Raw genomic sequence first — 22730 nt, forward strand, 5'->3', positions numbered from 1 at the left:
ATCAGGATTGTAAAACTCTACAAATATCTTATTGCTGACAAAAAAGAGTTTGTACTTAGTAAGCAATTATTAAGAAGTGGAGCAGTGGTTGGCGCATTAATTCGGGAAGCACAAAATACCTAAAGTAAAGCAGACTTCGCTCACAAACTTGCATTTGCTCAAAAAGAATGTGACGAATTTATCCATTGGATTGAACTTTTAATTAAAACTGAATTTTTGTTACCTACAGAATATGAAAACATTCGTCATGATGCGTTGGAAATTTTAAAAATGATTCGAAGTTCCATTATTACAACCAAATTAAAAAACTCATAATTTATAATTCATAACTCATAATTTTTAGTGAAACCATTATTAAATAAAACCACAAAACCATTTATTATTTACGTGCTGATTGTCTTGATAATCAGTATTCCCGTATATTATTTTGTGGTGGATTTTATCTGGCAGGAAGAACTGGATGAGCATAATACAATTGTTGCCGAAAAAACGTCGTATGAATTCAACAAAGCTCATATCGGCGATGACGAAGTTGAACAGAATATTGCACTTTGGAATAAGATTCAGCCGGGAACAAATATTGAAAAAATCTCTGCTAATCAGATCAAACCGGATTCTGTTTTTACCGTAGAAAAATACAAGCCTTTCTCTGCAGATAAAAAAATCGAACGTTACAGATGTCTTCGGAAAGTAGTTTATATTAAAAACGTTCCTTATCTTTTTACGATTGAGACCAACATCGAAGAAACTGAAGGTACCGTAATGATTATAGGTTTGATTACAGGCTTTTTCTTCATTCTGATTGTGACCGGATTGTTTATTTTAAACAGAAGATTATCCAGAACGATTTGGAAACCTTTCCGGGACACTTTAGAGAAATTGCAAAAATTTAACCTTAATAATCAGGATAAAATTGATTTTCTGAAAACCGATACCAAAGAATTTGAAGATTTAAACGATTCTTTACGAAAACTGATTGATCACAGTGTTTCTGTTTATGCTACACAAAAGGAATTTACCGAAAACGCCTCGCATGAATTGCAAACTCCTTTAGCCATTTTAAAAAATAAGCTTGATATTTTACTGCAAAGCAAAGACTTAACTGAAAAGCAGTACGAAATCGCCGAAGAAATGAACCGTGCTTTAACAAGAAGTTCGAGAATCAATAAGAACTTATTGTTGTTAGCTAAAATTGAAAACAACCAGTTTGAAAACTCTGATATGCAATTGGATGAACTTCTCATGCAATGTTTTGAGGCAATTCAGGAGCATTTTCAGCAGAAAAATATTTCGGTTACAAGTACAATCCATTCAAATGTAAGAGCGTTCGGGAATTTGGCTTTAACGGAAGTTTTAATTAATAATCTCCTTATTAATGCGATTCGCCATACTACGAATTCTGGAACAATTAAGATTGAATTGAATAACAAATCGTTTAAAGTATGCAATTCCGGAACTCAAGCTTTAAATTCTGATTTGCTTTTTAAAAGATTTTCCAGGTTTTCTTCAGATCATAACGGTAGTGGTTTGGGTTTGGCGATTATCAAAGAAATCTGTAGATTTCAGCATTGGGAAATAGAATATGCTTTCGAAAATGATTTTCATATTTTCTCTGTGAAGTTCTAAAATTCAAAATTTCTTCAAAATTGAAACGTAATCTTGTCGTTACAAATTATTGTGATGATGTTCAAGAAACTGTCAGCTTTCATTAAAAACCTTTACAGAACAAGATTTTCTGCACTTTTTAGCGTCTTAAGTTTATATATCTTGTTCTCATTTCTCATTCGGATTTCTTTTCTGATTTGGTCTTCAAAAGATGTAGACTTTAATTTAATTTATATTCTAAGAGCATTTTTTACGGGATTTATTTATGATTTTACCATCGGAACTTTACTTCTGTTTTTATATGTTTTGTATCTTTTGATTATTCCTAAAAAATGGATTGGTTCTCTTTTCGACAAAGGTTTCACTTACTTTTATTTAACACTCATTTTCATCATTATTTATTTTAGCTTACTGGCTGAAATTCCGTTTTGGGATGAATTTGGTGTGAGATTCAATTTTATTGCGGTTGATTATCTTATTTATACTTATGAAGTCGTTGAAAATATCAACGAATCTTATCCATTGCCTTTGATTGGTATTGTTTTGATAGCTTTGATTGCGCTTACTTTTGTTCTGTTTAAAAAAATAAAGATTTTCAAGCATACTTTTTCAGATAAAGTATCTGTTTCAGGACGTCTTATCATTTTGTTTCCTTTATTGCTGATTTCAGTTGGTTTAGGTCTGATAATGAAAAATAAGCAGGCAGATTTTAGTAATAATATGGTTGTTAATGAACTGGGGAAAAACGGGGCTTTTTCTTTTGTTTCTGCATTCAGGTCAAACGAATTAGACTATGAAACATTCTACCCTAAACTTCAGGAAAAAGAAGCGTATTCAATTCTCAAAAAAAATCTTTTGCAGGAAAATCAAAAATTTAGAACTAATAGTTACGATGATATTTCAAGGTTTACAAGCGGAGATCACGAGCAGAAACCAAACATTATTTTAATTGCTATTGAAAGTTTCAGTGCCGATTTTCTTTCAGAATTCGGGAATAGAGATCATCTTACGCCAAACTATGACCAATTGTCAAAAGAGAGCATATTTTTTACGAATTTATATGCAACCGGAACCCGAACAGTCCGCGGAATGGAAGCTTTGACTTTATGTGTTCCCCCAACTCCCGGAAACAGCATTGTGAGAAGACCGGATAACGAAAATTTGTTTTCGATTTCCACTATTATTAAATCTAAAAATTATCACCCGTATTTTATTTACGGTGGAGACGGATATTTCGACAATATGAATAACTTTTTTGGCGGACAGGGTTTTGATATTGTCGACAGAGACCGTGGAAATCCGTTATCAGATCAAATAAAAACTTCGAGATTCCCTATAAAAGACAATGAAGTAAGTTTTGAAAATGCATGGGGAATCTGTGACGAAGATTTGTACAAACAATCGATAAAATATGCAGATTTGAATTATAGAAAAGAAAAACCTTTCTTTGAGTTTGTCATGACAACTTCCAATCACAAACCTTATACTTTTCCGGATGGCAAAATAAATCTTCCACAGGGAGACAGAAATGGCGCAGTGAAATATACAGATTATGCTTTGGGAAAATTTATTGCCGAAGCAAAATCGAAACCGTGGTTTAAAAATACTGTTTTTGTAATTGTTGCCGACCATTGTGCAAGCAGCGCCGGAAAATGGGAAATTAATATTGCAAAACATCACATTCCTGCCATTATTTATAACCTTAATCATTCACCTGACAAAATCGACCGATTGACTTCTCAGATTGATCTGATGCCGACTTTATTCGGGTATTTAGGCTGGAATTATAGCTCTTCTTTGTATGGAAAAGACATCAATAAGACAAAAGTAAGAGATGAGAGAGCTTTCCTCGGAAATTACCGCACTTTGGGAATGTTAAAATCGAACATTTTCACCCAGATTGACGACAGAAAAAGAGTAAAACAATTCAGTGTTTCCGGAAACGATCAGTCTTTATCAGAATTGAAAAATAAAAACAAGCTTTTGGTTTCCGAAACCATTTCTTATTATCAGACGGCAAGTACGAGATTTAAAAATGGAAAGATGAAAAATAATAAAGTCCTTTTAGCAAGAAATAAATAAATCAGTCGTCAATACCTTTCCCGTCTAAAATTTTCTGATAATATTTTTCAATTCTTGATTCTCTGGTTTTGGCTTGTTTGGCCTGATTAAAATAAAAAAGATAAGCTTTCTGTCTTCCGGGAGTCAGAGAATAAAATGCATCATTCAAATTTTTATCTTCATCTAATGCGGTTTGAAATTCAGATGGAACAGGGTAGTCTGAAACTGTTTTCAGTTCTACTTTCTTTCCTGATTTTTCAATTTCTACCGCTTCTTTAATATATTTTTTGATAACTGATCTAAGATTAATAATCTGTTGAATATTGGTAAATCTCAGTTGTCTTGCGGATTGCACATTTTCGGTTTGCTGTATTAAAATATTTTCAGGATCATTTATTAAAACGCCTTTATGAAAAAGAAGCGCACAATATTCTTTAAAACCATGAATAAGAACTACGTTTTTCCCTTCAAAAGTATAACAGGGATGCATCCATTTGTAATCTTCTTCCAGCGATTTGTTTTCAGAAACGATTTCTCGCAAGAGTAGAAATTCTTCTTTCCATTTCTTTGCTTTTTCGAAAAATAATTGTGCTTCTTTGTTCATTATAAATCATTTTTAGAAGTTAATTTTCTGTTTGAAGGTCTGAAATACCAGGACAAAACGGTTACGGTTAATAATATTAGCGATGGAATTGCCTCTGCAAAATTCTGTCCTACGGCCAGATGTGAAATTGCAGCTCCCGACATGACAAAGAAAAACCCGGCATAGGCCCATTCTTTCAATAAAGGAAATTTAGGAATCAGAATGGCAATGACACCCAATATTTTCCAGATTCCTAAAATCGTTAAAAGGTATAACGGATAATGCAATTTAGTTATAATTTCGTTGTAACCGCCAATTTGTAGCATTTGCTGAACGCCTCCGGCCAACATTCCTATCGATAAAAATATCGTTAAGACCCAATAAATAATTTTATTTCTTTTCTGCATTTTAATTTTGTTTTAATGGATTGGCAATTTCCTGAAGTCTGTCATGAGCCATGCTTAGTCCTTTTGCAAAAGGCATTTTCAAAAGCTGGTTTCTGTAGTCGACAGATTTAAAAATTTGCTGAATCGTGAGTTTGCTTTTATTTTCTTGTACTGATTCGAAAGTGAGAAACTCAAGCTGTACGGGAAACGAACTGTTTTCCATTTCAAAAGTTCGGGTAATCTTTTTATTGGGAACAAATTCAAGAATAACACCGTTTGCGGAAAATACCACCTGACCATCGTGAGAAGTTTCAAATCTCCAGCTCCCGTGTTTTCGATTTTCGAGCCTGATTACTTTTGTTCCCATCCATTGCTCTACGATTTCAGCATCTTCATACGCTTTAAACAGTAATTCCAGAGGAAGATCAAATTCTCTTGTAATGAAGAGTTCCTGTGCGTTTTCTTCTGCTTTAATTTTTGTTTTCAGTTCCATATTAATCTTTGTTTTTATAGTTTTTCATGATTGATTCCAGTTTATTAAACCTTTCATCCCACATCTGTCGGAAAGGTTCTATGAAATCGGCAATTTCTTTCATTTTTTTCGGATTGAGGTGATAAATAATCTCTCTTCCGTTTTGCTTGGAAGACAAAAGCTCACATTCCGTAAGAATCTGCAAATGCTTTGAAACAGTGGGTCTTGCAGTATCGAAATTGGATGCAATTGCACCTGCAGTCATAGACTGGGTAGCTACCAAAAGAAGAATTGCTCTTCGGGTAGGATCTGCGATTGCCTGAAATACATCTCTTCTCAAATTCATTATGAAGTCATTTGACTACAAATTTATATGTAGTTATTTAGCTACGCAAATTTTTAATGAATTTTTTTAGTGAAATTTAAAAATTAAATTAGTTGCTGAATGTTTTCTTATTTACTCTTTTCTCTTTTACTTTAAGAATAAAATCAGGGACTTTTGTTATTTCTCCGGCTGTAATGTTAACTTCTCTTACTTTTTGCTCGCAATAAACATTTGTCGGAAGAGAAGCTTCATCAATGATGACAGTGTATTCACCGGTAGGTAAAAATGATGTGAATTTTCCTTCATCATCCGCACTGAACCTTTCAATAAGCTGATTGTTTTTGAGAATATTAAAATAAATGGATGAGGTTTTAATGTCAAATTCCAATGATGTTGAAGCATTGTAATCCAGAAATAACTTTCCGGTCATTGTTCCGTTTTGGTGAAGCGGAATTTGAAGCGGATAATTGTATTTATCCAAATCCAACTTCTGTTCATCATAATACCATCCTTGCTGTATCAATTGTTTTAATTCAAAATTTCCGAAAGGAACATCTTTATAAAGGGCAGTTCCCAAGGCGTCAGTTTTAAGTACAACATTATTAATGTTTACAATATAATCATTCGCAGCTTTTTCTCCGGGATCGTAAATGTTATTGTTATTCTCATCATAAAAAGTAAAAATTTGAATTTTTCCTTTTTTTCCGGGATCGAGTACAGCCTTTTTAAGATTTATTGTTATCCCGACTTCCAATGTCAGAATATTGTTTGTTAAGCTGCCCACAGAATAATTGTACCACGAGGAATTGAAAAAAGCTCCGAATTTTTTAGCATTGTATTTTGCGTTGATGAAAGCAGAAGGTGCTTTTCCGTAAATAAGGTCATCCGCATACGAAACTCCGGTGCTGATGTTTAATTTCTGCTGTAAAAACTTTTCGTTATAAAACAGCGATAATGCAAGTTTATTATAATCTTCATCTTTATTGATGCGGTATGTAAATGCATATTCGGAAAGATAATAGCTTCCTTTCTGATAAATAGCATTAAAATTTAGCTTTCTGAAATTATAATTAGCATTAAGTCTAAGCTGAAACTGGGGAGTATCTCGAAGGGGATATTGCACGAATCCGTTTTCTAAGGATATCACGGCCGATTGTCTGGCTTTATTGTCAGACCACGTTAGAGATTCTATTAACCTGTGTGCCGTGATTTGTCTTGTTTCTTCACTCATCCAGTTTCCGAAAAAATTATTGAAACTGTTTGAAGATTCTTTTTGATACTGGTAAATCAAACCAAAATTCAGTTTTCGAATGCCGGGAAATTTTAAACCCAGATCAAATCTTGTGTTATCGGAAATCTGATTTTGGGTGAAAAAATAAAATTTCGGAGTAAAATTAGAATAACTAAAGCTTGTAAAAATATTGTAATCGCCAAAATTTTTTGAAATATTCTGTTGTATCTGGGTGCTTCCTCTACGGTTACCAGGGAAATAGTCTGAACTGTAGAAATAATTTCCATTGATGTCATACTCATCAATCGATCCTTTATAATTAGTTTCCAATGCCAATGACGGTTTCAGTACGTCCTGAACGTCGTATGAACTTAATCCTGCATTAATTTTTCCATTAAACTTCCATTGCTTATTAAATGCATAATTACCTTCAGACCCCAAAATATGATGCTTGGCTTTCTCGAAAGGATCGTATCTGTAAATATAGACTGCTGAAGCATTTTTGTCATCATTATTCGTGTTCACACTTCCTTTTGCGAAAAATCCGTAACCATTATTTAAAAAAGCATTTTTCTCAATCAGGTTAAAATTCTGGTCTACAAATGCAATTTCTATTTTTTTATCAGTACCAAAATGGCGTATATATTCTGCACCTCTTCCTGAAAGGGTAGTTTCGAACATTTTATTTATTGAGCCTACACGATATTCATTGCTTCCCTGAAATAGGCTGATATTGGTATTGGTGATAATGGGAAGCTCCTGATTGTTGAATATAGAAGCATTTGCTCTCAGTGACAGATATCCTGAAGGGAGGTTAAAGCCGCCATTTCCGTAAATCTGATACATATTCAGATTTTGCCCGACTCTTCTGAAGGATGTTGTGATTTCATTTTTAGAAAGATCATTAATATTGCTGTACTGGGGTTCCTGGTAACGCTGTTTGCTGGAAATATTCTGTACAGTAATGCTGGTTGTATTAAAAATTTCCTTCTCAGGATTTCTGAAACCAGAAATGTTAACTATATAATTAGCTGTACCCGATAGACTTTTAGACGGTTGATAGGTAAATGTAAACACAGAATCTTGCTTCACTGCAATTTCGGCTTCCTGCTCTAAGAAAACACTTCCTTTATCGGGATCAGGAAATTTACAGACCAGACTAATATTCTGAGCTATATTTCCTGTGTTGGTAATTCGGATTTTCACTGAAACAGGTTCATTATCCGCAGTTGTGAAAATAATAGGCGAAAGTGAGGTCATCGTCAGATTATTATCTACTTGTATGATGTGTTTGGTAGTTTTCTCAGACAAAATAGCACCTAAATCGTTTAAAAGCTGAATTTTTATCTCAGAGCTTCCGGCTTTTGCATTGGTTTCTGCGATCAGTCTTAGAGGAATATATTTCTTCTCTCCTTTTTGAAGATTTACAAGAATATCTGTTCCTGAGATTACTTTATATCCTTGCGGTAAGATAGTATGGAGTTTTCCCGTGAAAGTATCAGAACCATTATTTTGAAGTGCTATTACAATGTTGATGAGTCTTGATTTTGAGATATTATGATCTTCTTCAATCTCCATTGTTATAGGAAACATACTGAATTGTGCGTCGATTTTAATAAAAGACGCTAATAGTAAGATAAAAAACAGAAATTTATTTCTGTAGTTCAGACTCATCGGATAATTTATTGAGGCGTAATTTCGTATTGCAAAGTCGTAGAATATTCTCCCGGCCTTGCATTAATTAAATCGGGATCCTGAGCTAAAGAATAATAGATCAGGTCGTAGTTGTAGGATGTTGTCTGCGTTGTATTTCCTTTAGCCAAAATCTGGCTTGAAGTTGATAGGGTAACCGGATATATGGTCTGATTTCCTTGTGATAAGGGTTGTAATCGTACTTTAATAGCGGATACAGGAAGGATGTAACCGAGAGGTGAGCTCATATTACTCTGTACAGATCTTACCTTCACCTGAAAATTGGTATTGGTATTTACCTTAAGACCATTAGAATAAGTAATGCTGTTGCCATTATTATAATCCTGCATACTGTCAAAGATAAGAGTGCCGTTTGAGGCGTTCGAGTCTAAAACCATAGACATTTCCTGTGTGACCGGAGGTGTTCCTGAAAGTGTTGCAATATGAAACTGAAATGTATGAGGTATTCTTCCAATTACGTTATTGTATTGATCATACGCTGTAAATTCCACTGTTGCATTGAATCGCGTCCATGCAGGATAATTTCCAAGATATGCTCCGCCCATCAATGTGATTGCATATTTTAATGACAAGCTGTAATATCCGTTCGGGCTCGATGGATTATTATAGATCGGTGCGTTAGATTGAGGAACTAAAAACGCTTCAACATTTTCCTGTAAAAAAACATTTGATGCCGCACCTATTTGTGCCATAGAAGGTATCGGTCCCGGGCTGGCTTGTCCGGTTGTTGAAACTGGCTGGAATGAAACCTTATTGCCGGGAATGGTGTATTGCCCGTTTTCGGAAACTATATTTTGTTGCAAACGCGCAGAAAGCCTCCAGTGGGGAAGGTTAAAATTTCCGTTTCCTGCAAAAGTAACGGTATATGCATCAGGATTTGTATTCCCGTTGTAATTGTTGATCTGCATATAAGAATTAGTCCATGAACTTACGGAAACCTGTGCATTTAAGGTTACGCTAAAAATGAGTAAAATAAGGATCCAGTATTTATTCATAATTAAAGTTCAGTTCAGCCATTTCCAAAACATTGTCATCACCATAATCGATTAATACAGATAAATTGTATGCTCCTTTTTCTTCAAGACCATTTACCGGAATACTTAGTTTTCGAACGTCTCCCGGAAGTGTATAGAATACAGTAGGGTCGATCGATATTTTTTTTCCCGTTGTTGTGTTGATGAAGTCTGTACTTATTTTACCGTCAATCCACAATTCAGAATGATTTTTAAACTGAAGATTCAGTATTTTTTTAGCAATATCAAACTTCAGATCCTGAATTTCAATTTTTCTGGCTGTAGTTTCTGATTTTTTATGAAAAATTTTAATTCCGGATTTCACGCTTACCTTTAGTTTTGCGCCTTTGCTGTCAGTTCCCTCTACAGGATTCATCTGGCTTACGAAAAGTAAGGCAGTATGTGCTGCAAGCTTATCTTTTGCAACAGTAGGAGCGGTAAGTGTTACATTAATGTCTTTTCTTTCTCCCGGAGCTAGAGTAAAATAGGTGTCTTCTTTGTTAATGGTTATCCACTGGGCACAAGAATTTTCGAGTGTATTGGCGGGATGCATTATATTTTCGCCTCTTTCATCATATTCCCAGTCTCCTAAACTTACTGCAAGATCAAGAGTGTGCTTCGCACTTACGTTGGTTACTGTAATTTTTTGGGTGCTGCTGCTTCCGGGAGTTGTTTCAAAGTAAACTCGTGGCGGAGATACAGAAAGCCCGGTTTGAGCACTGATTTGAATGATCAAAAAACAGAGTAAAAAAGCAAATTTTTTCATACAATATAATTTATGACAAAAGTGTTACAAAATAGTATTGTAACACTTTTCATCAAATCAGTTTTCAATTGTTTTATGCACTTACAATAGTGTACATCAAATTCGTTGTATACGTAGAAGGGTTTTGATTAGGCACATAGTTGTCGATGTATGTATTGGCTCCGGCACCTGTATACTCTACATTTATGTTGTTGTTTACAGCACCGTTAGAAGAAGAAACTAAAGTAGTTTCGCTATCGGTAAGCGCTAAACCATTTTGGTATGATGCATTATTTAATGCTTTTGAACCTGCAGAAGCGGTAAGTTTTACTGAACCTACAGACATAGATTTTCCGGAAAGCTGCATGTTGGCAACGTTTGCTTTTACTTTTACCTGAAATCCACCAGTACTGTAAATTGTTAAATGGTCTTTGTTGATTTTAGTAACTCCATTTAAGTAATCATTAGTAGTATTGTATTCAAGATTTACAGTTTTTTGCTCATCATTTACTACAATAGTTTGGATAGGCTTTAACACTACGTTTAATGTAACTTGTTGAGCTTTAGTTGTTGCAAAAGCTACCATAGCAATTGCTGTTAATAAGAATTGTTTCATTTTCAATCAGTTTTAATGTAGATAGTTATCTATTCTTTTCGGATGCAAATGTACACAACAATTAGAGATTGGGATTTGCAAAAATGTGTTTATTTTTTGTGAATTCTTACACAAATGAGTATGCGTAATTGAATTTTGTGTAATTAAAGTATATTTTAAATTAAAATCTTTAATTTAATGAATATTATTCAATGAAAAAGGGCGTTAATTGAAGAATAGTTATTGTTTTATAAAAAAAATAGTAACAGGGTTCATTGTTGAAAAACATTGAATCCTGTTACTTCTAAAACTGATGATGAAAAGTTTATTAATATTATTTGAATGTACTGATTGAAAAGAATAAATAAATATTAATAAAAAAACTTTGTGATTTGGTGTTTGATATATCTTATAGAATACTATTAAATGATTTTGTTTTGTTATTTATTAATGCAAATCTAATCAGTATAAATACGTAGTGCAATTTACTGTGGGTTTGATTTAATAATTTTTACGTAAATATTTATAAATTTTTACGTAAAAATAAAATGTAATCTATTGATTATTTGTGTATTGTGTTTTAGTAAAATCAAAACCGCTTCTTGTAAAGCAACGGTTTTTATATAGCATTATATAATGGGAAATTTAACTTTTATACAGCAAATTCTCTCATATCTGAAGGTTTTTTTCCATTGTGTTTCTTTACAAAATTGCTGAAATTGCCTTCATCTTTAAAGCCAAGATTAAATGCAATTTCCGATAAAGTATTCTTAGAAAACTTGATTGCTTTTTCGCATTCAAAAGCAACTTTTTCAATAATCATTTGCTTCGCAGATTTACCGTAAACAAATTCAGTCATCTCTGTCAGTTTTCGTGTAGAGACTCTGAGTTCGCTTGCGTAATAGGAGACTTTCTTTTCGGTTTTATAATCTCTTTGTAAAATAACAGTAAATCGATTTACTAAACTTACGTACTCGAGATGTTGTTCTTTTGGGTTGCTGTTTTTGTAATCAATATTAAGGTGCGCGTCCAAAATCAGACTTTCGATTGCATTATGTGCCGCAGCAAGGTAAATATTGCGATTTCCTGTTTCTGAAAATTTTTTCAGTCTTTCAACCAGGATTATTTTGTTGTACTCGATTGTGCCGAAATACGGAGAAATAAAAATATGAGATCCATAATTAAAAAAAATGCTTGAATTAAGATAAATGCTGTCTTTTGATGTATTATCGAAAAATTCTTTTGAAAAGGCAATCACATAAGTTTCTTTGCCTGTTATGCTCTCGAATTCAACGTTTTTTTGAGGACCGATATATGCAGCATTACCTGCCGGTATATAATATTTTTCGTTTTCTACAGTGATATTAAGTTCTTCGCTTGTTAAATAAATACAGAAGTATTCAGCGGTATTAAATTTTTTTGAAAAATTATTACGCTCAATTATTTTAGAAATAAGATTAATGCTGAAACCGTTTTTCTTTAATTCATCAGTTACTTGATACATTTAGTTATGAGGGGTATTATTAGTATTTGTTTTGTCAAAAATAACACATTTGACTAACATAATTAATATTAATACTCACAATTGTTTCGAATATATTTAATAGATAATATAATATGTTTAAAATTATAGCAATCTAAGTCGCGAGATTTTTACTGCTGGTTTTGGAATAATTAGCGTATAATTTCAAAACTTAAAATAGAAGCGGGTAAGCTAAATTCGGTGCTTACAGAGTTTTCGATAAATTTAAAGTTCTTATTTAAAAAGAATTCGCTTAAGAAGTTATGTTCAAGGATGTTAATCCATACAATATCTGTAAATTTTGCCGCAGAAATAAATTTGGTGTAAAGAGAATTTCTTACTTCTAGTGAATCATATTCCGGAAGAATAACAAAATCGATTTCGGTCATTCTTTTTTCTTTGTCAAACACGGGATTCATCGAGCCGCCTTTTAAAAGGCAATATGCAACCGGGATGTCGTCTTGATAAGTAATAATAAGCTGATTGGATAAATCATTCAGCTCATTGATTATTTTTCTTTCATCAAAATGTTCTTCTATATAGGCATTAATTTTCTTCTCCGTAACAAAGTCTTTATGAAGGCTGATGAATGATTGTTTTTTTATGGATAAAAAGTCTGAGACACCCTGATCTGAACCGATTACAAATTTTGAAACTATTTCCATTACTATTTTTTATCAAAGGTAAAGAGAATATAGCTCAATAATCGGTATCGGTTATTAAAAATTTGCCTGTACAGATGGAAGATACAATCTTCTTCAAACCCTTTTTAAGTGTTTTCTTATAAATATGGATTGTAGCCTTATATTTTATATAGTTTTTTTTAAAAATATTAATATTATTTCAAAATTTCTCTGATTCTTTAGACGCGGAAATTTCACTTTAATTAAAAGTCGGCAAAAAATAGTATGAATTCCATCTAAGTCGATTTAATCATAAAAATCATGTTTGAAAAGTGAATTATTAAGTTAAAATTCCGTTTGAAGTCCTGTGTTTTTATATTTTTTTCAGTTTTAATATTATATTTCCCAGTATTAGTTGAAAAAAAAGCCTTACAATTAGGCTGGAATTGTCTGAAAACATATATTTGCAGCCTAAATTTTATAGACATGAAAGAACTTATTGAAAAAATCAACGCGGAATTCGAAGCTTTTACAACTGAAGCAAACCAACAAGTAGAAAAAGGAAACAAAGCGGCTGGAACGAGAGCTCGTAAAGCAGCTTTGGAACTAAGCAAATTGTTTAAAGATTTCAGAAAAGTTTCTGTTGAAGAATCAAAAAAATAAGAACACATAAACCGGCTGATTCAGCCGGTTTTTTTTATGTTTAAAACTTTAAGCTTTTTAATTATTTAAAGAATTTTAAATTGAGTAAGTTTTAAAATATCGTTAAAGTGATTGATATATTCTTAAATAATATTAAAATAAATCATTTGATGTAGAATTGTAATCTCTTTTGAATTTATATTTGTTCCGCTAATAACCAATAGCGGGATTTTTATTATGAAACATGGTTACTGTTTGTTTATTTTATTATCAACATTTTTAAGTGCTCAAAAATTACAGGTTGTTGATTCCGAAAGTGGTAAACCTGTTGCCAATGCAAGAATTGTTTTATCAGAACAGCTTGTGTATACCAACGAAGATGGTTTTGCTCCCGTGAGTGATAATTCGAGAGACTTTGAAATTTCCGCTGCAGGTTTTAAGAAAGAAAAATTCAAGAATTTCAGTTCGGTGATTAAGCTTCAGCCTGCTTTTAAAGATATTGAAGAGGTTAAAATTGTAAGCGTTGATATTAAGAAGCTTTTTGAAGATATATTCAAAAATTATCAAAAAAAATATTATGACGAGCCTTCTGTTTATGACGTTATCATGAAAAATAAATCTTTTGATAATGACAAACTTTATTTTATGGCTATTTCTGAAGCCAGGCTTTGGAGTAAAACAAACTGGTACAATTATAAAGATGGTTATAATAAAAGATATGATGATATTATCCAGCTCCAGCTGAATAATGTTAAATATTTAAAAATAAACTCTTCGAACAGTGTGTTTTCTGCGAAAACAAATGAAGTGAACCATGACTATATCGGAAGCTTTTTCTTTAACCATGAAGTAAACAGGGTTTTAGATTGTATAAAATATAAAAATTCTAAATACTCCGGAACTTTGGTTTCGGAAGACGGCGACGAAGAACTGATCAATTTTAAAGTTAGAACTTCGTATAATGTTACCTTGGAAGGCAGCTTGAGGTTTAATAAAACGGATAAGGTAATAACGTTTTGTCAGGTTACCTATAATCAGGAAGAGTTGCCTGCAGAGAAAAAGACTGCTGTTGATGGCAGGGAATATACTATAAAAGGCGGAATAGCGACGTATACTTATGAATTTTATAAAAAAGATGGAGTCTATGTTCCTGCAGTTTCAAGAGTTGAAAGTGATGGGCTGACTTACTTTTATAAGGATGAAACACATGTGAAAAAATCAGTTCGAGAAATTATTTACAATACATTCGCAAAATCAGATAAAAAAGGTTTAGACCCGAAAGTTGATTTCAATAAGAATATATGGGAAAATATAGCGGTAAAAGATGATAAAGAATCTACGGTTTTGCTTTCTAAGGAGGAACAAGAATTTATTAACGAGAAATAAATAATGAAAAATATACTGTTATCAGCGCTTTTAGTTGTTGGTTTTACAGCTAAAGCTCAAACCCATCGCTTTATTTATGATGTAGAATACAGAAAAGATTCTACACAAAATGTGATGACAAAAGAGAATTATCATCTTGATATTGAGCCTAAGATTGTGAAATATTACCCAAGGGATTTCTTCGTAGGAGATTCTTTGGTGACAAGAAATTTAAGCATTACCAACGGTTCAAAATTCAATACTTCACATATTATTACTCATAAACAGGGCTCAACAGGTTATGAGTACTATGATGTTTTGGAAAATGTTATTCTGAAGCTTTCTTCTGACGATTCTCAAAGCTGGAAGCTCAGCGATGAAAAAAAGAAAGTAAAAGATCTGAATCTTCAAAAAGCCACTACAGATTGGGGCGGAAGAAAATGGACGGCGTGGTTTACGTCTGATATTCCGTTTCAGGAAGGGCCTTATAAGTTTCATGGGCTTCCCGGACTTATTGTAGAACTTTCTGATGATAAAAAAGACTATAAGTTTGAATTGGTAAAAAGCCAGAAAATTTCAAATCCAACTAATGTGTATATTGATTATATGGTTGAAAACAGTGTTTCTGTAAGTCATGAAAAGTATAAAGATTCAAAACTTAAATATTACGATTCGCCAATTAATTATCTGAGAAACGCAACGCAGCAGACCCGATCAAATGATGAATTTTACCTCAATGACGGAACTAAAGTCGGGCAAAGTAATTCCCGTGAAGTAAATGAAGAATTGAAAGAAAACATCAGGAAATACAATAATCCGATAGAACTGGATAAGGCGATAAAATACCCGCTTTAATTATAAGAAATGTAATATGAAAATTAGTTTGATTTCAAGCTAATTTTTTTTCTGATAAAAGTTTTTTGATTTCCGGAATCTTACTTTCTTTCACAATAAAAGTCTTACAGATTTTATTATTCAGGTGCATACTCAGGCTTATATTTGTTGACGGGTCGTTAAAATGATCATTAGGACCAGGTACAAAATCGGTAAAAACAGGTGTGAAATTGGCAAAAGATAAAAGATTTCTTTGTAAAGATTTGAGGATGTTCGGATAATTTCCATTATCATTCAGCACTTTTAATCTGAAAATTTTTTTCCCGAGCGTTGTTCCCCATAAAGTTTCACTTAGAGATCCGAAAATAAGCACGCAAACAATTGAAAAAAATAAACTGACAATCATAAGCTCATGAAAACCAAAACGAATGATCAAAAAGAAAGGAATTAAATCTATGATTTTTGCAAAAAGTCTTTCCGTTTCATTTCCTTTATGGGTAGGATTGTAGGGGAAATCATATTCAAATTCATTGTAAATGCGTTTTCCTTCCGAGTCGAAATTTCGGGTAGCTCTGCGAATAATGCGTCTTTCTTTCAATTCGGAAATCCTCATTTTTTTTAATTATAAAATCATACTCAACTGAATTCTTTTTCTCTGTTCATCAACTTCGGTTACTTTTACCTGAACATGTTGATGCAATTTCACTACCTCATTCACATCAGAAACAAAACCGTCTTTTAGTTGCGAGATATGAACCAATCCGCTTTCTTTAATGCCTAAATCTACAAAGCATCCAAAAGCAGTAATGTTATTGACGATTCCGGGAAGGATCATTCCTGCTTTTAAATCGGAAATTTTCTTAACGCTTGGATCAAATTCAAAAACTTTTGCTGCTTTTCTTGGGTCTAATCCAGGTTTTTCGAGTTCTTTCAGAATATCTTTTATTCCTAAAATTCCGATGTCTTCGGTAGTGTATTTTTCAGGTTGAACCAATGCTATTTTCTCTTTATTGGCAATAAGTTCATTGGTTTTTATGTCTAAATCTTTTGCTATTTTTTCAACAATTCCGTATGCTTCGGGATGTACTGCAGAATTATCTAAAGGATTTTCTCCATTGGTAATCCTGACAAAAGCTGCAGCCTGCTGAAAAGCTTTTTCACCCAATCTCGGAACTTTTTTTAATTGTTTTCTGTTTTCAAAAGCTCCGTTTTCGGCACGATAATTTACAATATTTTCAGCCATTTTTTCACCAATTCCCGAAACATAGCTTAAAAGCGATTTGCTTGCAGTATTTAGATTAATTCCAACCGAGTTTACGCATCTCATTACCGTAGAATCCAATTCATTTTTCAATTGAGTCTGGTCGACATCATGCTGATATTGCCCGACACCGATTGATTTTGCATCAATTTTAACCAGTTCAGCCAATGGATCAGAAAGCCTTCTTCCAATTGAAACTGCACCACGAACGGTAACATCAAAGCTAGGAAATTCGTCTCTCGCAATTTTGCTTGCCGAATACACAGATGCTCCGGCTTCAGAAACCACAAAAACCTGTAAAGGTTTATCAAAACCAATCTTTTTTATAAAAAATTCTGTCTCGCGGCTTGCTGTTCCGTTTCCGATAGAAATTGCCTGGATATTGTAAGCGTTCACCATTGAACGGATTTTCTTCATTGCCATACCGCTTTCGTTTTGCGGAGCGTGAGGGTAGATGGTTTCATTATGGAGCAGATCACCTTTTTCATCTAAACAAACAACTTTACAGCCGCTTTTAAAACCCGGGTCAATTGCTAAAATTCTTTTTTCACCCAAAGGAGGGGCGAGTAGGAGCTGACTGAGGTTTTCAGAGAATATTTCAATGGCCTTCTTATCTGCCTTTTCTTTAGCCTCCTGTAAGGTTTCGTTTGAAATTGCCGGTTCTAATAATCTTTTGTAAGAATCTTTTATGGCTAAAGCGATTTGTTCGGAACTTTCATTTTTAGACTTAATAATTGCATTTTCAACAAAATCAAGGGCTTCATCTTTATCAATTCCGATATTGATTTTTACAAAACCTTCGGCTTCTGCTCTGAGCATTGCTAAAAGTCTGTGAGAAGGGGTACGGTTTAAGCTTTCTTCCCATTCGAAATATTGTGAAAATTTCTGCGCATTTTCCTCATCTTTTTTAGCTTTTACAACTTTTGAAGTAATTACTGCTTTACGCTGGAAAAGTCGGCGCAGGTTTTTACGAACGTACATATTTTCATTAATCCATTCTGCGATAATATCTCTTGCACCCTGCAAAGCATCTTCTTCAGAAGTTACCTGCTTATTGAGATGTTTTGATGCTAAAAACTGAAGATCCTGAGATTTTTGGTTCATGATGATTTTTGCTAAGGGTTCAAGACCTTTTTCTTTGGCTGCATCAGCTTTTGTTTTCTTTCTTTTTTTGAAGGGCAGATATAGATCTTCCAACTCCTGAATATCAAAGCTTTCATCAATTCTCTGTTTCAGTTCAGGAGATAAGGCATTTTGTTCTTCTATAGATTTTAAAATGCTTTCTTTGCGTTTGATTAACTCTTCAAACTGTTTGCTAAGTTTCGAAATCTGTTCGATTTGTGTTTCATCTAAATTACCTGTAGCATCTTTACGATATCTCAAGATAAATGGAATTGTGCAGTCTTCGGATAATAATTTCAGCGTAGCATTAATACTTTTATCGGATAGATTGAGTGTTTTATTGATAAATTGTGTTACAGTCATGCAGCATTTTTAGAATGGCTAAAATACTTACTTTTTTAGCTTTTCTAAGTAAAGATTGTAACAAATACTTAAAATAGGAATTTTACATGTGGTGAATTGTGATTGTTGTTTAAGTGGGAATTGGTGTCTTTTTATGTGTTGTCTTTAAGTATATATGAAATTAAATTTATTTTCTGTAATTATATTTTACTTTGAATAAAAAAACTATATTTGTGCATCAAACCAAAATATTTTATGCCTATGAGTAAAATCTTTACTAATTCTATCTCTTTTATTTTTTCAAACATTGGTCTTTTTTTGAGAAAAAGATACACTCTCTATTTTACTAATTCACCAAATTTCAGTTATATGAACAGATTATTAATGATTCTAGGGCTTTTTCTGTGTCTACAGATGAATGTCTCGGCGCAAACCTGTAATGCAGTACCCGTACCGTTTTTACAGTCATTCAGTACGGGAGCATTGCCGGCTTGCTGGACAAATCAAAATCCAACCACTACATCTACGAATGCTAATGTAAAATGGAAATTTTCCGGCTCGGCAGGTTATGGGGCAACGGGAAATGGCGGAAAACCTGCGGGAAGTTTTGCATGGGTTGATGCAAGTTCTCCATACGCAAATGAACATACTGTAGAATTAATAAGCCCACAGATCAATCTTACAGGACTTACCAATCCATATGTGAAATTCGAATGGTTTAAAAACCATCTTACTTCAGCAACCGGAACCGTTCCTAATTATGAACATAATGCACTAAAGCTTGCTGTAAATAATGGCGCGGGCTGGGTTCAGATCTGGTCGGATAATAGCAATAATGATGAATGGAGAACGGTAGGAGTCCCTTTGGCCGCAAGCTATGTAGGTGCAACAATTCAGCTTAAGTTTACTGTTGACAAAGATGTTGCAGGGAATGGATATTTTTATGATGATGTTCTGTTGGATGAGGTACAGGTCATTCAGGCACCAACCTGTTTCGAGCCTTTAGCGTTACCTGTAACCAATATTGCTCCCAATTCAGCAACACTGAACTGGTCGCCACCACCTTCTCCGGCTACCGCTCCTGCAGGTGGTTATGAGTATTTTTACAGTACGAACAACACGCCTCCAACAGCTGCAACCATAGGCACGGTTATACCCGGAACTTCAGATAATATTTCACTTTTAACTTCAGGGGCTACTTACTATTGGTGGGTTCGTTCCGTATGTTCTGCTTCGGATAAGTCTCCGTGGGTTGAAGGGCAGAGCTTTACACCAGGACAGATTGGAGGAGGAACAGCAACACACGGCTTTTTACCGGTATATTCGTGTTCAGGATATAGCTATTCTCAGCAGATATACACCACAACTGAAATTGCCAGTGCAGTAGGAACAAATAATTTAATTACCTCTATTAAATATTTTGTTTCAAGTACAGCAGCTACTCAGGCTAATTATAACCAATGGGTAGTGTATATGGGAAATACTACTCAGACAGATTTTGCTACCACAACAAGTTGGATTCCTGCAGGATCTTTGACACAGGTATATTCAGGAACTTTACCTGCAATGACAGCCGGAACCTGGATAGAAATTCCACTTGCCACACCTTTCCTGTGGAACGGTACAAGTAATGTTGTAATTGCGGTAGATGAAAATTCAACAGGAACATCCTGTACAGCAAACTGGGGAAGTTATTCTGCAGGAGCAAATAGGGGAATGCTCTATTACAATGGAACAACAAATCCTAATCCTCTCAATCCTCCTACTGCAATAAGCAGATATGCAGTATTACCACGTTTACAATTGGTTGGAGCAGCACTTCCTCCATGTACAAATGTTCCTCCTACAAATATCACGGTTAGTAATATTACTTCTTCTTCAGCAACGGTAACCTGGTCAGTATCTCAGAATGCCACTTATGTAGTAAGATACAGAACATTACCTGCGGGGTCATGGCAAACCATCAATGTCACAACTCCCTTCACAAATAATATTTCTATTCCCGGACTTACAGAACAAACACAATATGAGGTCGAAATAGCTACGATATGCGGAACTCAGGGAGCTTTTTCGTTACCTGTTGCTTTCACCACACCGGCACTCACTTACTGTAATATGATCGGTACCGGAACAAATGATTATATATCAAATGTTAGTGTAACTCCGGTTAATTTTCCTGTGATGAGCAATACTACACTGCAGGATAATTATTCAAATTATATAACCCCGGCAACATTGATCAATTTAGAAATAGGCTCTGTAGGAAATCAGCTTTCCGTTTCTAAAGGATGGGTAGGAACAGCATATGGAGATGCTGTACATGCCTGGATTGACTGGAACAGAGATGGTGTATTTACTGATTCTGAAAAAATAATGAGTAGTGCTTCTAATACATTAAGTCCAGTTACGGCATCATTTGATGTTCCTGCAACGGGAGTGTATACAGGAACAAATAATACAACAATGAGAGTAGTTCTGAAAAGAGGAAGTGCTCCTGTGATGTGTGTGGATCCTGCAAACGGTGAGGTAGAAGATTATGCTGTAAGGCTAAGACCTTGTAGTAATATTACCCCAGGTAATCCCACATTTAATACAATAACCCACAATTCGGTAATTATTAATTGGACAGCGGCTATAAATAACAATTCATTTGTTTTAGAATACAGGCCGTTAACAACTCCGGCTTCAGCGTGGACGACTTTAAATGTCTCACCTTTAGCAGGAAATCCGCCGGTGCAGATTAATGGGTTAACTCCGGCAACAACTTACGAAGTAAGAGTAGCTGCTACATGTGGAAGCAGCGGAATAGGAGTTTTTACCCCAATTACTACTTTCACAACAAGATGTGATCCAACCCCGCCAAATGTAACAGTGACCAACATTACAGCAAATTCTGCATTGGTTACCTGGGATCCGATTGTACCCAATGCAACGTATGTATTACAATGGCGAGAGCAAGGGACTGTGCTTTGGAATACTCCGACGCTACCGCCTCCACCAGCAAATACGTATACGATTCCGAATCTTGATTCTTATAAAACATACGAAGTTGTGGTAGCGAGTATCTGTAATGACGAAACAACACCAAACCCCTGGTCAAATACACAGGTATTTACAACAGAAAGGCTTTGCGAAGTGCCTCCTCCAGGATTTACAATCACTCAGTTGAATCCTACAAGCGCTGAAGTTGTCTGGGATCCGTTTCCGGGAGCAACTTATCTTTTAAGATATAGAAAAGTAGGAATTCCGAGTTGGACGAATGTTCCGGTTAGTACCAATACTTATACCATAACAGGATTATTGGAATTAACAAAATATGAAATGCAGGTAGCCAATATCTGTAATGGTAATCCTGGTAATTTTACACCATTATACTATTTTATAACTCCTACAGTAATATATTGTCCGATGCAATCTGCAAACTTTGCTAATGAATATGTTTCAAAAGTTACAGCGAAACCAAATGGTAAGCCTGAGATGATTAATGAATCTGCAGGAAGCAATTATTCTGATTTTACAGGTGATCCAAAGAAATTTATTGAAATGATTCAAGGCTCTACAGGAAACCAGCTTATTATTGATAAAAATATTGGTTCAGGAGCAAAAGCAGGCGTAGCTGTATGGGTTGATTTCGACAGAAACGGAACTTTTGATCTTGATGAAAGAATTCTGGCAGACGGTCCGAATACAAATCCTACAGCAAGTACAGTATTTAATGTGCCTTCTGATGCATTTATCAGCATAACAGATCATAAATATGTGGTCATGAGAGTTGCAATGGCGAAAGATGGCATACCTGTAAACTGTATCAGTTTTGCAGACGGGGAAGTAGAAGATTATACGGTAAGAATTTCAAAACTATCAGTACCAAATTCATTAGATCAGACTTCCATTATGATTTATCCGAATCCAGTAAAATCTGTTTTGAATGTGAAAAACATCAGTGAAAAAGCAAATTATAAAATTTACAGCGCAGCAGGAAGGCTTGTTTCAAGTGGATTGATTGTAAATAATAAAATTGATGTGAGCGTTCTTATTAGTGGTGTTTACATTATTGATATTGATGATGTAAATGGGAGAGTGCAAAAGAAGTTTATTAAGGAATAATTGATTCATTTTATATTTGTCATAAAATAAGCTCCTGTAATGGGAGCTTGTTTTGTTTTTAATTGTATAATCATTCGAAATAAAATAAAAATACCCCGCAGATAGGCGAGGCGCTAAATGTTTTCACAACGGAATAATCCTTATTGTGAATTGCTTTCAAAATTATTAATACAAATATAGAAT

General features: G+C 34.1%; 18 protein-coding genes and 1 pseudogene. 7 read left to right on the plus strand and 12 right to left on the minus strand.

What is annotated here, in order from left to right; all coding sequences use genetic code 11:
* The first annotated feature begins 30 nt into the window (after positions 1 to 30).
* The 3 genes and pseudogenes from ACR1PN_RS01175 (at position 31) to ACR1PN_RS01185 (ending at position 3687) form a co-directional block, all read left to right on the plus strand.
* A pseudogene (locus ACR1PN_RS01175) lies at positions 31 to 315 on the plus strand (four helix bundle protein).
* A 27-nt stretch (positions 316 to 342) separates the two neighbouring features.
* Entirely contained in the window at positions 343 to 1626 is a 1284-nt protein-coding gene (locus ACR1PN_RS01180) for a sensor histidine kinase (RefSeq protein WP_433978523.1), read from the plus strand.
* 54 nt (positions 1627 to 1680) lie between these two features.
* Positions 1681 to 3687, plus strand: a complete 2007-nt coding sequence (locus tag ACR1PN_RS01185) for an LTA synthase family protein (protein WP_433978524.1) — start codon at positions 1681 to 1683, stop codon at positions 3685 to 3687.
* 1 nt (position 3688) lies between these two features.
* Here ACR1PN_RS01185 and ACR1PN_RS01190 read toward each other — a convergent pair whose 3' ends face one another.
* The 10 genes from ACR1PN_RS01190 to ACR1PN_RS01235 form a co-directional block, all read right to left on the minus strand.
* Positions 3689 to 4270, minus strand: a complete 582-nt coding sequence (locus ACR1PN_RS01190; protein ID WP_433978525.1) for a YdeI/OmpD-associated family protein — start codon at positions 4268 to 4270, stop codon at positions 3689 to 3691.
* Complete coding sequence (locus ACR1PN_RS01195; protein ID WP_433978526.1) at positions 4270 to 4656, minus strand: DoxX family protein; 387 nt, start codon at positions 4654 to 4656, stop codon at positions 4270 to 4272. The genes ACR1PN_RS01190 and ACR1PN_RS01195 overlap by 1 nt, the downstream gene beginning before the upstream one ends.
* Position 4657: 1 nt before the next feature.
* Positions 4658 to 5128 (minus strand): SRPBCC family protein, encoded by a 471-nt coding sequence (locus ACR1PN_RS01200; RefSeq protein WP_433978527.1) that lies wholly within the window; start codon positions 5126 to 5128, stop codon positions 4658 to 4660.
* 1 nt (position 5129) lies between these two features.
* A complete protein-coding gene (locus tag ACR1PN_RS01205; protein WP_433978528.1) occupies positions 5130 to 5453 on the minus strand; it encodes an ArsR/SmtB family transcription factor in 324 nt (107 codons plus the stop codon).
* Between the two features lie 88 nt (positions 5454 to 5541).
* Positions 5542 to 8337, minus strand: a complete 2796-nt coding sequence (locus tag ACR1PN_RS01210; RefSeq protein WP_433978529.1) for a COG1470 family protein — start codon at positions 8335 to 8337, stop codon at positions 5542 to 5544.
* Positions 8338 to 8345: 8 nt separating this feature from the next.
* Entirely contained in the window at positions 8346 to 9371 is a 1026-nt protein-coding gene (locus ACR1PN_RS01215; RefSeq protein ID WP_433978530.1) for a hypothetical protein, read from the minus strand.
* Positions 9364 to 10155, minus strand: coding sequence for a fimbrial biogenesis chaperone (locus ACR1PN_RS01220; protein ID WP_433978531.1), 792 nt, complete (start codon positions 10153 to 10155; stop codon positions 9364 to 9366). Before ACR1PN_RS01220 ends, ACR1PN_RS01215 begins: the two co-directional genes overlap by 8 nt.
* 73 nt (positions 10156 to 10228) lie before the next feature.
* Entirely contained in the window at positions 10229 to 10750 is a 522-nt protein-coding gene (locus ACR1PN_RS01225; RefSeq protein ID WP_433978532.1) for a hypothetical protein, read from the minus strand.
* 631 nt (positions 10751 to 11381) lie between these two features.
* On the minus strand, positions 11382 to 12233 hold the full coding sequence (locus tag ACR1PN_RS01230; RefSeq protein WP_433978533.1) for a helix-turn-helix domain-containing protein: 852 nt from the start codon (positions 12231 to 12233) through the stop codon (positions 11382 to 11384).
* A gap of 170 nt (positions 12234 to 12403) precedes the next feature.
* Complete coding sequence (locus tag ACR1PN_RS01235) at positions 12404 to 12916, minus strand: hypothetical protein (protein ID WP_433978534.1); 513 nt, start codon at positions 12914 to 12916, stop codon at positions 12404 to 12406.
* A 444-nt stretch (positions 12917 to 13360) separates the two neighbouring features.
* Here ACR1PN_RS01235 and ACR1PN_RS01240 point away from each other — a divergent pair, with 444 nt between their 5' ends.
* From ACR1PN_RS01240 to ACR1PN_RS01250, 3 genes are all read left to right on the plus strand, one after another.
* A complete protein-coding gene (locus ACR1PN_RS01240; RefSeq protein WP_034678341.1) occupies positions 13361 to 13537 on the plus strand; it encodes a histone H1 in 177 nt (58 codons plus the stop codon).
* Positions 13538 to 13771: 234 nt separating this feature from the next.
* On the plus strand, positions 13772 to 14902 hold the full coding sequence (locus tag ACR1PN_RS01245; RefSeq protein ID WP_433978535.1) for a hypothetical protein: 1131 nt from the start codon (positions 13772 to 13774) through the stop codon (positions 14900 to 14902).
* 3 nt (positions 14903 to 14905) lie between these two features.
* The gene (locus tag ACR1PN_RS01250; protein ID WP_433978536.1) at positions 14906 to 15736 is read left to right on the plus strand and encodes a GLPGLI family protein; all 831 of its coding nucleotides are present in this window, start codon (positions 14906 to 14908) and stop codon (positions 15734 to 15736) included.
* A gap of 34 nt (positions 15737 to 15770) precedes the next feature.
* Here ACR1PN_RS01250 and ACR1PN_RS01255 read toward each other — a convergent pair whose 3' ends face one another.
* Both ACR1PN_RS01255 and ACR1PN_RS01260 read right to left on the minus strand, forming a co-directional pair.
* The gene (locus ACR1PN_RS01255; RefSeq protein ID WP_433978537.1) at positions 15771 to 16328 is read right to left on the minus strand and encodes an RDD family protein; all 558 of its coding nucleotides are present in this window, start codon (positions 16326 to 16328) and stop codon (positions 15771 to 15773) included.
* Between the two features lie 9 nt (positions 16329 to 16337).
* Complete coding sequence (locus tag ACR1PN_RS01260) at positions 16338 to 18461, minus strand: Tex family protein (protein WP_433978538.1); 2124 nt, start codon at positions 18459 to 18461, stop codon at positions 16338 to 16340.
* A gap of 348 nt (positions 18462 to 18809) precedes the next feature.
* On the opposite strand from ACR1PN_RS01260, the gene ACR1PN_RS01265 reads away from it, so the two are divergent.
* Positions 18810 to 22547, plus strand: a complete 3738-nt coding sequence (locus ACR1PN_RS01265) for a fibronectin type III domain-containing protein (RefSeq protein WP_433978539.1) — start codon at positions 18810 to 18812, stop codon at positions 22545 to 22547.
* Positions 22548 to 22730: the final 183 nt, after the last annotated feature.

This window comes from Chryseobacterium sp. RLHN22 (genome assembly GCF_051011795.1).
Classification (GTDB): domain Bacteria; phylum Bacteroidota; class Bacteroidia; order Flavobacteriales; family Weeksellaceae; genus Chryseobacterium; species Chryseobacterium zhengzhouense.

Coding starts and splice junctions, on each gene's coding strand:
- ACR1PN_RS01225 (WP_433978532.1), bottom strand. CDS start 10,750: ATGAAACAATTCTTATTAACAGCAATTGCTATGGTAGCTTTTGCAACA.
- ACR1PN_RS01210 (WP_433978529.1), bottom strand. CDS start 8,337: ATGAGTCTGAACTACAGAAATAAATTTCTGTTTTTTATCTTACTATTA.
- ACR1PN_RS01195 (WP_433978526.1), bottom strand. CDS start 4,656: ATGCAGAAAAGAAATAAAATTATTTATTGGGTCTTAACGATATTTTTA.
- ACR1PN_RS01250 (WP_433978536.1), top strand. CDS start 14,906: ATGAAAAATATACTGTTATCAGCGCTTTTAGTTGTTGGTTTTACAGCT.
- ACR1PN_RS01205 (WP_433978528.1), bottom strand. CDS start 5,453: ATGAATTTGAGAAGAGATGTATTTCAGGCAATCGCAGATCCTACCCGA.
- ACR1PN_RS01220 (WP_433978531.1), bottom strand. CDS start 10,155: ATGAAAAAATTTGCTTTTTTACTCTGTTTTTTGATCATTCAAATCAGT.
- ACR1PN_RS01230 (WP_433978533.1), bottom strand. CDS start 12,233: ATGTATCAAGTAACTGATGAATTAAAGAAAAACGGTTTCAGCATTAAT.
- ACR1PN_RS01255 (WP_433978537.1), bottom strand. CDS start 16,328: ATGAGGATTTCCGAATTGAAAGAAAGACGCATTATTCGCAGAGCTACC.
- ACR1PN_RS01190 (WP_433978525.1), bottom strand. CDS start 4,270: ATGAACAAAGAAGCACAATTATTTTTCGAAAAAGCAAAGAAATGGAAA.
- ACR1PN_RS01215 (WP_433978530.1), bottom strand. CDS start 9,371: ATGAATAAATACTGGATCCTTATTTTACTCATTTTTAGCGTAACCTTA.
- ACR1PN_RS01200 (WP_433978527.1), bottom strand. CDS start 5,128: ATGGAACTGAAAACAAAAATTAAAGCAGAAGAAAACGCACAGGAACTC.
- ACR1PN_RS01185 (WP_433978524.1), top strand. CDS start 1,681: ATGATGTTCAAGAAACTGTCAGCTTTCATTAAAAACCTTTACAGAACA.
- ACR1PN_RS01260 (WP_433978538.1), bottom strand. CDS start 18,461: ATGACTGTAACACAATTTATCAATAAAACACTCAATCTATCCGATAAA.
- ACR1PN_RS01235 (WP_433978534.1), bottom strand. CDS start 12,916: ATGGAAATAGTTTCAAAATTTGTAATCGGTTCAGATCAGGGTGTCTCA.
- ACR1PN_RS01265 (WP_433978539.1), top strand. CDS start 18,810: ATGAACAGATTATTAATGATTCTAGGGCTTTTTCTGTGTCTACAGATG.
- ACR1PN_RS01240 (WP_034678341.1), top strand. CDS start 13,361: ATGAAAGAACTTATTGAAAAAATCAACGCGGAATTCGAAGCTTTTACA.